We start from the raw sequence: 13,099 nt of genomic DNA, 5'->3' as shown, positions 1-13,099 counted from the left end.
GTGAGAGGAGGTTAGGAATGAATCGTATCTTCCGTAATACCATCTTTTATTTACTGATATTCTTAGTAGTAATTGGAATCGTGAGCTATTTTAATGGTTCGACACAAAAAACGACATCAGTTAGCTACGACAAATTCATTACTAAACTAGAAAGCGGTGAAGTGCGTAATGTGCAACTTCAACCGAAAAATGGTGTATTTGAGGTAAAAGGACAATTTAATAACTCTAGCCAAGGAGAACAATTTGTTACTTATGCACCAAATACTGAGGAATTACAAAAGAAAATTAATGATAAAGCGAAAGGTGCCGAAGTTAAGTATCAACCAGCAGAAGAAACAAGTGCCTGGGTAACATTCTTTACTTCAATCATTCCATTTGTCATCATCTTCATTTTATTCTTCTTCTTATTAAACCAAGCTCAAGGCGGCGGTAGCCGTGTTATGAACTTCGGGAAAAGTAAGGCGAAGTTATATAATGATGAAAAGAAAAAAGTTCGTTTCAGAGATGTTGCTGGTGCGGATGAAGAGAAACAAGAACTTGTTGAGGTAGTTGAATTCTTGAAAGACCCTCGTAAGTTCTCTGAAGTTGGTGCTCGTATTCCAAAGGGTGTCCTATTAGTTGGACCTCCAGGTACAGGTAAAACTTTATTAGCACGTGCTGTTGCAGGTGAGGCTGGCGTTCCATTCTTCTCTATCAGTGGTTCTGACTTCGTAGAGATGTTTGTGGGTGTCGGTGCATCACGTGTACGTGATTTATTTGAAAATGCAAAGAAAAATGCTCCTTGTATCATTTTCATTGATGAAATTGATGCAGTAGGGCGTCAACGTGGCGCGGGTCTTGGTGGTGGCCATGATGAGCGTGAGCAAACGTTGAACCAATTACTTGTTGAAATGGATGGATTCGGTGCAAACGAAGGTATTATTATCATCGCTGCGACAAACCGTCCTGATATTCTTGATCCAGCATTATTACGTCCAGGTCGTTTTGACCGTCAAATTACAGTAGATCGTCCAGATGTAAATGGCCGTGAAGCTGTACTGAAGGTGCATGCTCGTAATAAACCGCTTGATGAGAATATCAACTTAAGAGCAATTGCAACTCGTACGCCAGGATTCTCTGGTGCTGATCTTGAAAACTTATTAAACGAAGCTGCTTTAGTAGCTGCGCGTCAAGATAAGAAGAAAATTGATATGAGTGACATTGATGAAGCAACGGATCGCGTTATTGCAGGTCCGGCTAAGAAAAGTCGTGTTATCTCTGAAAAAGAACGTAATATCGTTGCTTTCCATGAAGCGGGTCATACTGTAATTGGTGTTGTTCTTGATGAAGCTGATGTCGTTCATAAAGTAACAATTGTCCCTCGTGGTCAAGCTGGTGGATATGCAGTAATGCTTCCGAAAGAAGATCGTTACTTCATGACAAAGCCAGAGTTACTTGATAAAATCACTGGTTTACTTGGTGGTCGAGTAGCTGAGGAGATTGTATTTGGTGAAGTGAGTACAGGTGCTCACAACGACTTCCAACGTGCGACGGGCATTGCAAGACGTATGGTTACAGAATTCGGTATGAGTGATAAGCTTGGACCAATGCAATTTGGTAGTTCGCAAGGTGGTCAAGTGTTCTTAGGAAGAGACTTCCATTCAGAGCAAAACTACAGTGATGCAATTGCACACGATATCGATGTAGAAATGCAAACGATTATGAAAGAATGTTATGCTCGTGCAAAAGACATTCTTACTGAAAATCGTGATAAGCTAGATCTTATTGCAAAAACGTTACTTGAAGTAGAAACGTTAGATGCTGAGCAAATCAATCATTTATGTGATTACGGCAGATTGCCAGAACGTCCAACATCTTCAGATGATGTGAAAGTAAACATCAACATGAAGAAAGACGATGAAGATAAAGAAGATAAGTAAGAAACGAAGGAGTGACTATCGTCACTCCTTTTTTGTTTGTTAAAACCTTTGTTAATTACTATTGAGAACTTAGTGGATAAAGTAATTTAAGTAAAACTAGTATTAAAAATTGAAATAGAGAGCAATCTTTTTGTAAAATGATGAGGATAGGAAAGCTGATTATATAAGTATGTGTGATATGATGTTTTTATAAGTTTTATACATACTGCACAAATATAGATTAAATAAGATAAGTGGTGAGAATATGATTTTTGTATTGGATGTAGGGAACACAAATGCTGTACTAGGTGTGTTTGAAGAGGGGGAACTTCGTCAGCATTGGCGCATGGAAACAGATCGTCATAAGACAGAAGATGAATATGGAATGCTTGTAAAGCAATTGCTTGAGCATGAAGGTCTTTCGTTTGAAGATGTGAAAGGTATTATTGTGTCTTCAGTCGTACCACCAATTATGTTTGCTTTAGAGCGCATGTGTGAAAAATATTTTAAAATTAAACCGCTTGTAGTAGGGCCTGGGATAAAAACAGGGCTAAATATTAAATATGAAAATCCGCGTGAAGTAGGCGCAGACCGAATTGTAAATGCAGTAGCAGGAATCCACTTATATGGAAGTCCGCTTATTATTGTTGATTTTGGTACGGCTACTACATATTGTTATATTAACGAAGAAAAGCATTATATGGGTGGAGTTATTACGCCAGGAATTATGATTTCAGCAGAGGCTTTATATAGCAGAGCAGCAAAACTTCCTCGTATCGAAATTACAAAACCAAGCAGTGTAGTTGGGAAAAATACAGTAAGTGCGATGCAATCGGGTATTCTTTATGGTTATGTTGGACAAGTGGAAGGTATTGTTAAGCGTATGAAAGAAGAAGCTAGACAAGAACCTAAAGTTATTGCAACAGGTGGATTAGCAAAATTAATTTCCGAAGAATCGAATGTAATTGATATTGTAGATCCATTTTTAACGTTAAAAGGTTTATACATGTTATATGAACGTAATGCAAATTTACAGCATGAGAAAGGTGAATAAATACGTATGAAAGATTATTTAGTAAAAGCGTTAGCGTTTGATGGAGAAGTGCGTGCGTATAGTGTACGTACAACAAATACAGTAAGTGAGGCGCAAAGACGTCATGATACATGGAGAACAGCTTCAGCGGCACTAGGGCGTTCTTTAACTGCGGGTACAATGATGGGCGCAATGTTAAAAGGTGAGCAAAAGTTAACGATTAAGGTAGAAGGTAACGGTCCGATTGGTCCTATCTTAGTAGATGCTCATGCAAATGGAGATGTACGTGGTTATGTAACGAATCCGCATGTTGATTTTGAAGGAACAGAACAAGGGAAGTTACGTGTATATCAAGCGGTAGGTACAGAGGGGTTTGTAACTGTAATTAAAGATATTGGAATGCGTGAGCCGTTTATTGGTCAATCTCCAATCGTTTCAGGAGAATTAGGAGAAGACTTTACGTATTATTTTGCAGTTTCTGAACAAACGCCTTCTTCTGTAGGTGTTGGTGTTCTTGTAAATGGAGATGATAGCATATTAGCGGCAGGTGGATTCATCCTTCAAATTATGCCGGGTGCGCAAGATGAAACGATTTCATTTATTGAAGACCGTTTACAAAAGATTCCACCTGTATCAACGTTGATTGAACAAGGACTTTCTCCGGAAGAGCTACTATATGCAGTTCTTGGAGAAGATAAAGTAAAAGTATTAGAAACAATGGATGTTCAATTTAATTGCACATGCTCACGCGAGCGTATTGAGAGTGTATTAATTAGTTTAGGTAAAACAGAGTTAGAGCAAGTTCGTGAAGAAGAGGAAGAGACAGAAGTTCACTGTCATTTCTGTAATGAACGATACAAGTTCTCTAAAGAAGATATTACAAATTTAATCGAGAATTTGTAATAAGGGAATTAAGAGGAGCAATCCTCCAAATGAATTGACAAACAGGGAATTTTCTGACAAAATCTAAATATAGATAAAACCAATAAAAATACTCGGTGTTAGGAGTGACAGGAATGCGAGTGGCACAATCAGTTTCAGAATTAATCGGGAAAACGCCGATCGTTAAGTTGAACCGCATCGTAGAATCAGACAGCGCAGATATATACTTAAAATTAGAATTTATGAATCCGGGGAGTAGCGTTAAAGATCGTATCGCATTAGCTATGATTGAAGATGCTGAAAAAAATGGATTATTAAAAGAGGGCGATACAATCATTGAGCCGACAAGTGGTAACACAGGAATTGGTTTAGCGATGGTAGCGGCTGCTAAAGGATATAATGCAATCTTAGTAATGCCAGAAACAATGAGTATTGAGCGTCGTAATTTATTACGTGCTTACGGTGCGGAATTAGTATTGACTCCAGGGCCTGAAGGAATGGGTGGAGCAATTCGTAAAGCGACTGAATTAGCAAAAGAGCATGGCTACTTTATACCACAACAGTTCAAAAACCAATCGAATCCAGAAATTCACCGTTTAACAACAGGTCCAGAAATTATTGAACAAATGGGTGACCAATTAGATGCGTTTATTGCAGGTATTGGTACAGGTGGAACGATTACTGGTGCTGGTGAAGTACTGAAGGAAGCGTATAAAGATATTAAAATTTATGCAGTAGAACCTGCAGATTCACCAGTATTATCTGGTGGGAAACCAGGTCCACATAAAATCCAAGGAATTGGGGCGGGATTTGTTCCGGAGACGTTGGATGTAGAAGTATATGATGAAATTATTCAAGTGAAAACAGAGCAAGCATTTGAATATGCGAGAAGAGTGGCTAAAGAGGAAGGTATTTTAGTTGGTATCTCTTCAGGCGCAGTTATTTATGCAGCAACAGAAGTTGCGAAAAAGTTAGGTAAAGGGAAAAAGGTACTTGTTATTATCCCGAGTAACGGTGAACGTTATTTAAGTACACCACTTTATCAATTTGAATCATAATTAAACGCGATTGAAAAAGCATCCTTGAAAAAGGGTGCTTTTTCTTTTGGGATTGGAAATAGGAAAAGAGTGAATGACTAGAAAACTTCATGTAAAATAAGAGGTAGTATAATTAAATTATTTTCACTAGCCTTCGAGTATAATCAATCTCTATATAAATAACTTATGTAGTTTGAGCTGGTTAATCTAAGAGGGTGGGATAAAAGAAGACGGGGTGTTGATATGCAACGAAGAAAATCTTTAGCGCTTTCTATTCCATATCAGTTAGATTTCTTTAAGCAATATAAATTTCTTTCTCAGGGTAAATCGCAACATATTTTGTTAGAAAGTGGCCGTGGCGGTCGTTATAACATTGTAGGGCTGAACCCAGTAGCGGTAATCCGAGGGAAGGATGAAACGTTACATATAAGTGAAAGTGGTAAGGAAACAATAAAACGAGGGAATCCGTTAGATTTAATGCAAGAATATATGGAACAATGGAAGACGGACTATAACCCAGAGTATCCGCCTTTTCAAGGTGGTGCAATTGGCTATTTCAGTTATGACTGTATCCGTTATATTGAAAAGCTGCCTTCTCTTGCGGAAGATGATATTAATATACCTGACATCTTCTTTTTATTATTTGATGACGTATTTGTCTATGATCAAAAAGAACAAGTGTTATGGGTTATTACGCATTATGTAGATAAATATGAAGAGGCAAAAGAACGGCTAAATGAGTGGAAGAGTCTTTGGATGACAGAAGCGACTGAAGTGACTGTGCCCTTTGAAAGTCCTGAAAAGAAAAGTGAAGCAGTTGCTTTTACTGAAGCCGGCTTTATGAAGGCAGTTGAATGTATTCAAGAATATATTGGGGCGGGTGATGTGTTCCAAGTAAACTTGTCGACGAGACAAGAAAGAACGTTACAGACACACCCACTAGAAATTTATACAAGTCTTCGTGAAATTAATCCATCTCCATATATGGGTTACCTGGAGCTTGGGGATTTTCAAATTGTTAGTGGATCGCCAGAGTTGTTAATTAAGAAACAAGGAACTGAAGTAAGTACAAGACCAATTGCTGGAACGAGATCTAGAGGCGCGGATGAGCAAGAGGATGAAGAATTAGCAAGAGAATTAATTGAGAACGAAAAAGAAAGAGCAGAGCATGTAATGCTTGTGGATTTAGAAAGAAATGATTTAGGACGTGTTTGTAAATATGGCACTGTAGAAGTAGATGAATTTATGGTAATTGAGAAATACTCACATGTTATGCATATTGTTTCTAATGTGCGTGGTGAGGTGGAAGAAGATAAAGATGCTTTTGATTTAGTGAAGGCTGTATTCCCTGGGGGAACAATTACTGGTGCCCCGAAAATACGTACGATGGAAATTATTGAGGAATTAGAACCTGTTCGAAGAGGGATTTATACAGGTTCAATCGGTTGGATTGGTTATTCTGGAGATACAGAATTGAATATTGTAATTAGAACACTTCTTGCTAAAGATGGAAAAGCTCATGTACAAGCAGGGGCGGGAATTGTAATTGATTCAAATCCAGAAAATGAATATAAAGAGTCGTTAAAAAAGGCGATTGCTTTATGGCGTGCAAAAGAACGTAGCGAAGAAACGGTTAGGTGAGAGAAATGATATTAATGATTGATAATTATGATTCTTTTACATTTAATTTAGTGCAGTTTCTTGGAGAACTTGGACAAGAGCTCGTTGTTAAACGTAACGATGAAGTGACCATTTCAGATATTGAGAATATGAAACCAGATTTTCTAATGATTTCTCCAGGTCCATGTAGTCCTAATGAAGCGGGGATTAGTATGGAAGTTATTAAATACTTTGCTGGAAAGATTCCGATTTTTGGAGTTTGTCTAGGGCATCAATCCATTGCACAAGTGTTTGGTGGAGAGGTTGTCCGTGCAGAACGATTAATGCATGGGAAAACGTCGCTTATGCATCATGATGGAAAGACGATTTTTTCGGATATTCCTAATCCGTTTACTGCGACGCGCTATCATTCCCTTATTGTTAAGAAAGAGACGTTACCCGATTGCTTAGAGGTAACATCTTGGACAGAGGAAGGAGAAATTATGGCACTTCGTCATAAGACATTGCCGATAGAGGGTGTGCAATTCCATCCGGAATCTATTATGACTTCTCATGGGAAAGAGTTGTTACAGAATTTCATTTGTAAATACAGTCCAAGTGCAACGTTATGTTAATTTACGTAAATGGTCAGTATGTAGAAGCAAGTGAAGCGAAAATTTCTCCTTATGATCATGGTTATTTATATGGTCTTGGAGTTTTTGAAACGTTTCGTATTTATAATGGTCATCCTTTCTTATTGGATGATCATTATGACCGTTTAATAGAAGCGCTGGATACATTGCAAATTAAATGGACAATGACAAAAAATGACGTGATGCTTATTTTGAAAGATTTACTCGCTAAGAATGAATTGAAGCATGCATATGTACGTTTTAATGTATCAGCGGGTATAGATGAAATAGGATTACAAACGGAAATGTATGAAGAGCCTTCGGTTATTGTTTTTATAAAACCTTTAACAGCTCCAGGAGATGTAGTGGAAAAAGAAGGTGTTATTCTAAAACAAGTGCGAAATACACCGGAAGGAACATTTCGTCTGAAGTCTCATCATTATTTAAATAATATTTTAGGGAAGCGTGAAATTGGAAATGTTGTGAGTAAGGAAGGTATTTTTCTTACTGAAGCAGGTTATGTTGCAGAGGGTATTGTTTCCAATCTGTTTTTTGTGAAAGGTGATGTTTTATATACACCTTCGTTAGAGACAGGGATTTTAAATGGTATCACTCGTGCGTTTATTATAAAGAGTGCTGAAGAATTAAATATAGAAGTAAAGGAAGGTTTCTTTACAAAAGATGAGCTACTTTCAGCGGATGAAGTCTTCGTAACAAACTCCATTCAAGAAATTGTTCCGCTTTATCGTATAGAAGCGCAGGATTTCCCGGGTAAAGTAGGAGTGGTTACAAAAAGTTTAATGTACCTTTATGGAATGCAAAGAGAGAAATTATGGAGCAGAAATGAATTACGAAGAGGAGATGTGTAGTTTGAAGTGGGATTATGATTTACGCTGCGGCGAATATACATTGAATTTAAATGAAAAGACATTAATTATGGGGATTTTAAATGTAACACCAGATTCGTTTTCTGATGGTGGGAGTTACAACGAGGTAGATGCTGCGGTACGTCACGCAAAAGAAATGCAAGGTGAAGGTGCTCATATTATTGATATTGGTGGCGAATCTACTCGCCCGGGTTTTGCTAAAGTATCAGTAGAAGAAGAAATAAAGCGAGTTGTCCCGATGATTCAAGCAGTTTCAAAAGAAGTAAAATTGCCTATATCTATCGATACATATAAAGCTGAAGTTGCAAAGCAAGCAATTGAGGCTGGTGCTCATATTATTAATGATATTTGGGGAGCGAAGGCGGAGCCGAAAATTGCTGAAGTCGCAGCTCATTACGATGTACCCATCATTTTAATGCATAACCGCGATAACATGAATTATCGTAATTTAATGGCGGATATGATTGCTGATTTGTATGACAGTATTAAAATTGCTAAAAATGCTGGTGTGCGAGATGAGAATATTATTTTAGATCCAGGTATCGGTTTTGCTAAAACACCTGAGCAGAACTTAGAGGCGATGCGTAATTTAGAACAGTTAAATGTGCTAGGTTATCCGGTTCTCTTAGGTACTTCGAGAAAGTCCTTTATTGGGCACGTATTAGATTTGCCAGTAGAGGAACGCCTTGAGGGAACGGGAGCTACTGTTTGTCTTGGTATTGAAAAGGGCTGTGAGTTTGTTCGTGTCCATGATGTGAAAGAAATGGCGCGTATGGCTAAAATGATGGATGCGATGATTGGTAAGGGGGTAAGGTAATTGGATAAAATTTATATCCATGATATGGAGTTTTATGGTTATCATGGCGTGTTCCCAGAGGAGAATAAATTAGGTCAGAGATTTAAAGTTGACTTAACGGTGGAGTTGGATTTAAAGCGTGCAGGGGAAAGTGATGACTTAGAGCATTCGGTCAATTATGGAGAGCTTTTCGAATTATGTAGAAAAGTTGTTGAGGATAGAAAGTATAAGCTTGTGGAGAGTATCGCGGAAAATATTGCTGCAGATATATTAAAACAATATGAAAGTATTTCGCGCTGTACAATTAAGGTAATTAAGCCGGATCCACCGATACCGGGTCATTATCGTGCTGTAGCAGTAGAAATTACGAGAGAACGTCCATGAACAATATAGCTTACATTGCATTAGGGTCAAATATTGGAGAGCGTTATACGTATCTAACCGAAGCGATTCAGTTTTTAAATAAAAATCCTTATATTCAGGTTGATGATATTTCATCTGTATATGAAACTGAGCCAGTTGGCTATACTGACCAAAGTTGCTTTTTAAATTTAGTTATAAAAATTTCTACCAATTTATCACCACAAGAATTATTGAAAGTAACACAAAAAGTAGAAAATGACCTAGGAAGAAAAAGGGAAATTAGGTGGGGGCCGAGGACTATCGACCTTGACATTTTACTTTATAATCAAGAGAATATTGAAGCAGAGAATCTTATTGTTCCGCATCCGCGGATGTTTGAAAGAGCTTTTGTTATCGTTCCGTTGTTAGAAATTAATCAAGACATAAAACAAAACATTTCATGTTCACAAGTAGAAGAAATGAAAAGGCGAGAGGGAGTAACGGTATGGAAGCAGAAAAATGGGGAAGACGCATTCGTGCTTTTCGAAAGCTAAAAGGTTACACACAAGAAGGTTTTGCTAAAGCACTAGGGGTATCTGTATCTGTTTTAGGTGAGGTTGAGAGAGGGAATAGATCGCCTTCTCAAGATTTTGTAGTAGAAGTTGCTAAGGCATTAAATGTTTCGATAGAGGAATTAATGCCAAAGTGATTGTACAGGAAGGAGTAGATTGATTGTTAAAGATTGCAAATATCGAGATGAAAAATCCGGTTGTACTAGCACCGATGGCGGGAGTGTGTAACTCTGCATTCCGTTTAACAGTAAAAGAATTTGGTGCCGGATTAGTTTGTGCTGAAATGGTAAGTGATAAGGCAATATTACTTAATAATAAAAGAACATTAGATATGTTATATATCGACGAGAGAGAAAAGCCATTAAGTTTACAAATTTTTGGTGGAGAGAAAGAAACTCTTGTAGATGCTGCGAAATATGTAGATAAATATACGACAGCAGACATAATTGATATTAATATGGGTTGTCCAGTGCCGAAAATCGTTAAATGTGATGCTGGAGCAAGGTGGCTTTTAGACCCGAATAAAATATATGAAATGGTAGCAGCGGTTGTAGATGCTGTTGAAAAGCCGGTTACAGTTAAAATGCGTATCGGTTGGGATGAAGAACATATTTTCGCAATAGAAAATGCTAGGGCTGTTGAGCGTGCTGGTGGCCAAGCTGTGGCGGTTCACGGACGTACACGAGTGCAAATGTATGAAGGAAAAGCGGATTGGGATATTATTAAACAAGTAAAACAATCTGTAAATATCCCGGTTATCGGAAATGGTGATGTCGCAACGCCGCAAGATGCAAAGCGTATGCTTGATGAAATTGGTGTAGATGGTGTTATGATTGGTCGTGCTGCTCTTGGAGATCCGTGGATGATTTATCGTACGGTAAAGTATTTGGAGACAGGTGAATTAATGCCGGAACCAACAGTGCGCGAGAAAATTGATGTATGTATGTTGCATCTAGATCGTCTTATCGACTTAAAGAATGAAAGTGTCGCTGTAAGAGAGATGAGAAAACATGCAGCTTGGTATTTAAAAGGTGTTCGTGGTAATGCGAGTGTACGTAATGGTATTAATGCTTGTAACACACGGGAAGACCTTGCGAATGTGTTAGGTACATTTGTAGAAGAAGTGGAAGCGAAACAACAAACAATTTACGTTGGTTAATAATGGACATAGGAGATTGACATTCTTCTATACACTTCCTATAATTACGTGAAAGAAAGAAGAGCTGCCAGTTAGTTGCTGGCAGTTTTTCTAGTTGAGTAGAAAATGCTATACTGTATATATTGTAAAATTAAATAGAGCTGGAGTGATATCAATATCATGGATAACATGAACCACGAAGAATTAAACGACCAATTGATTGTTCGTCGTGAAAAGCTACATAATTTACGTGAACAAGGAATTGACCCGTTCGGTAAAAGATTTGAACGCACAAATTCAACAACTGACTTAGTGAGTCTATATGGAGAGTTCTCTAAAGAGGAATTAGAGGAGAAGGAAATCGCTGTTTCTATCGCTGGTCGTATTATGACAAAACGCGGAAAAGGGAAAGCTGGATTTGCACATGTTCAAGATTTACATGGACAAGTTCAAATTTATGTTCGTAAAGATGCTGTTGGAGATGACGAGTACGAATTATTTAAAACAGCAGATTTAGGTGATTTAGTAGGTATTGAAGGTAAAGTGTTCAAAACAAACGTTGGAGAACTTTCAGTAAAAGCAACAGGCTTTACGCTATTAACGAAATCTCTTCGTCCATTACCAGATAAATACCATGGATTAAAAGATGTTGAACAACGCTACCGTCAACGTTACTTAGACTTAATTACAAGTATGGAAAGTCGTGAAACGTTCGTTACTCGTAGTAAAATCATTCGTGAGATGAGAAGATACCTAGATGACAACGGTTATCTTGAAGTGGAAACACCTATGATGCATGCAATTGCAGGTGGAGCTTCTGCGCGTCCTTTCACTACACACCATAATGCGTTAGATATGGAATTATATATGCGTATCGCAATTGAGCTACATTTAAAGCGTCTTATTGTGGGTGGTTTAGAAAAAGTATATGAGATCGGCCGTGTATTCCGTAATGAGGGTGTATCAACTCGTCATAACCCTGAGTTTACGATGATTGAATTATATGAAGCATACGCTGATTATAAAGATATTATGAAGTTAACAGAAGATATGGTTGCTCATATCGCGAAAAAAGTACTGGGTACAACAACAATCCAGTATGGTGATTATGAAATTAATCTAGAACCAGAATGGACACGTCTTCATATGGTAGATGCGATTAAGCAATACTCTGGAGCTGATTTCTGGAATCCGATGAGTGTAGAAGAAGCGCGTGAACTTGCAAAAGAACATAATGTAGAAATTAAAGATACAATGGAAGTTGGTCATATTATAAATGAATTCTTCGAACAAAAAGTAGAAGATAAATTAATCCAACCAACATTTATTTACGGTCATCCGGTAGAAATCTCGCCGCTTGCGAAAAAGAATGATGAAGATCCAAGATTTACAGATCGTTTCGAATTATTTATCGTTGCGCGTGAACATGCAAATGCATTCACTGAGTTAAATGATCCAATCGATCAAAAAGAACGTTTTGAAGCGCAATTAAAAGAGCGCGAACAAGGTAATGACGAAGCTCACATGATGGATGACGATTATATTGAAGCTCTTGAGTACGGTATGCCTCCTACGGGTGGATTAGGAATCGGTATTGATCGTCTAGTTATGTTATTAACAAATGCACCATCTATTCGTGATGTATTATTATTCCCTGCTATGCGCCATAAACAAGACTAAGCTTTGGAGATTTCTCCAAAGCTTTTTTTATTTGAGCATGAGTTGCGTGGGTATAGTAAATCTTGATAGTGCGAGAAATTATATTTATATAGAAGAAATGTGCTGTTTTTATACTTTTTTACTAAGTTAAAAATTTTATTAGAAAAACTATTGCATTTTAATAATCAAACTGGTATATTTATATTCGTTGCCACGAAAGGTAACAAACAAAACAAACGAAAAACAACTTATTGAAAAAAGTTGTTGACGAAAATATAACGAAATGTTATATTAATAAAGTCGCCTCTGAGCGACAAAGTAGTTCTTTGAAAACTGAACGAAACAAACAACGTGAAACGTCAATTTTTATTTTAGATGCTAGACAAACTAACTTTATTGGAGAGTTTGATCCTGGCTCAGGATGAACGCTGGCGGCGTGCCTAATACATGCAAGTCGAGCGAATGGATTAAGAGCTTGCTCTTATGAAGTTAGCGGCGGACGGGTGAGTAACACGTGGGTAACCTGCCCATAAGACTGGGATAACTCCGGGAAACCGGGGCTAATACCGGATAACATTTTGAACCGCATGGTTCGAAATTGAAAGGCGGCTTCGGCTGTCACTT

13 protein-coding genes and 1 rRNA gene (1 of these 14 cut by a window edge) are annotated in these 13,099 nt (G+C 37.7%); all 14 read left to right on the top strand.

The genetic code is table 11. The annotated features are described in order from the left end of the window. The first annotated feature begins 17 nt into the window (after window positions 1–17). Complete coding sequence (gene ftsH, locus B9A45_RS01350; protein ID WP_001079672.1) at window positions 18–1,919, top strand: ATP-dependent zinc metalloprotease FtsH; 1,902 nt, start codon at window positions 18–20, stop codon at window positions 1,917–1,919. A 244-nt stretch (window positions 1,920–2,163) separates the two neighbouring features. Beyond that, window positions 2,164–2,952 carry a type III pantothenate kinase gene (locus B9A45_RS01345; protein WP_000578368.1) on the top strand — a complete coding sequence of 263 codons (789 nt, stop codon included), beginning with the start codon at window positions 2,164–2,166 and terminating at the stop codon, window positions 2,950–2,952. A 6-nt stretch (window positions 2,953–2,958) separates the two neighbouring features. Further along, window positions 2,959–3,834, top strand: coding sequence for a redox-regulated molecular chaperone HslO (hslO, locus tag B9A45_RS01340; RefSeq protein ID WP_000656372.1), 876 nt, complete (start codon window positions 2,959–2,961; stop codon window positions 3,832–3,834). A 113-nt stretch (window positions 3,835–3,947) separates the two neighbouring features. Further along, window positions 3,948–4,871 carry a cysteine synthase A gene (gene cysK / locus B9A45_RS01335; protein ID WP_001261719.1) on the top strand — a complete coding sequence of 308 codons (924 nt, stop codon included), beginning with the start codon at window positions 3,948–3,950 and terminating at the stop codon, window positions 4,869–4,871. Window positions 4,872–5,093: 222 nt separating this feature from the next. Next, complete coding sequence (gene pabB / locus B9A45_RS01330) at window positions 5,094–6,491, top strand: aminodeoxychorismate synthase component I (protein ID WP_084063812.1); 1,398 nt, start codon at window positions 5,094–5,096, stop codon at window positions 6,489–6,491. 5 nt (window positions 6,492–6,496) lie between these two features. Further along, on the top strand, window positions 6,497–7,084 hold the full coding sequence (gene pabA, locus B9A45_RS01325) for an aminodeoxychorismate/anthranilate synthase component II (RefSeq protein ID WP_000602296.1): 588 nt from the start codon (window positions 6,497–6,499) through the stop codon (window positions 7,082–7,084). Continuing rightward, entirely contained in the window at window positions 7,078–7,950 is an 873-nt protein-coding gene (gene pabC, locus B9A45_RS01320; RefSeq protein WP_000909873.1) for an aminodeoxychorismate lyase, read from the top strand. Before pabA ends, pabC begins: the two co-directional genes overlap by 7 nt. Beyond that, on the top strand, window positions 7,925–8,785 hold the full coding sequence (gene folP / locus B9A45_RS01315) for a dihydropteroate synthase (RefSeq protein WP_002103948.1): 861 nt from the start codon (window positions 7,925–7,927) through the stop codon (window positions 8,783–8,785). Before pabC ends, folP begins: the two co-directional genes overlap by 26 nt. Beyond that, window positions 8,786–9,148, top strand: coding sequence for a dihydroneopterin aldolase (gene folB, locus B9A45_RS01310; protein ID WP_000358062.1), 363 nt, complete (start codon window positions 8,786–8,788; stop codon window positions 9,146–9,148). Beyond that, a complete protein-coding gene (gene folK, locus B9A45_RS01305; protein ID WP_001059447.1) occupies window positions 9,145–9,660 on the top strand; it encodes a 2-amino-4-hydroxy-6-hydroxymethyldihydropteridine diphosphokinase in 516 nt (171 codons plus the stop codon). The genes folB and folK overlap by 4 nt, the downstream gene beginning before the upstream one ends. Further along, entirely contained in the window at window positions 9,612–9,815 is a 204-nt protein-coding gene (locus B9A45_RS01300; RefSeq protein WP_000387024.1) for a helix-turn-helix domain-containing protein, read from the top strand. The genes folK and B9A45_RS01300 overlap by 49 nt, the downstream gene beginning before the upstream one ends. A gap of 23 nt (window positions 9,816–9,838) precedes the next feature. After that, complete coding sequence (dusB, locus tag B9A45_RS01295; RefSeq protein WP_000912251.1) at window positions 9,839–10,837, top strand: tRNA dihydrouridine synthase DusB; 999 nt, start codon at window positions 9,839–9,841, stop codon at window positions 10,835–10,837. A 159-nt stretch (window positions 10,838–10,996) separates the two neighbouring features. Continuing rightward, window positions 10,997–12,496 carry a lysine--tRNA ligase gene (gene lysS / locus B9A45_RS01290; protein WP_000369668.1) on the top strand — a complete coding sequence of 500 codons (1,500 nt, stop codon included), beginning with the start codon at window positions 10,997–10,999 and terminating at the stop codon, window positions 12,494–12,496. Window positions 12,497–12,868: 372 nt separating this feature from the next. Beyond that, window positions 12,869–13,099, top strand: a 16S ribosomal RNA gene (locus B9A45_RS01285); it runs 1,321 nt beyond the window's last position.

The sequence above is a fragment of the Bacillus sp. JKS001846 genome (genome assembly GCF_900176455.1).
Classification (GTDB): domain Bacteria; phylum Bacillota; class Bacilli; order Bacillales; family Bacillaceae_G; genus Bacillus_A; species Bacillus_A cereus.
Note: the sequence above shows the minus strand (reverse complement) of the source record. Positions and strands in the feature narration are given on the sequence as shown.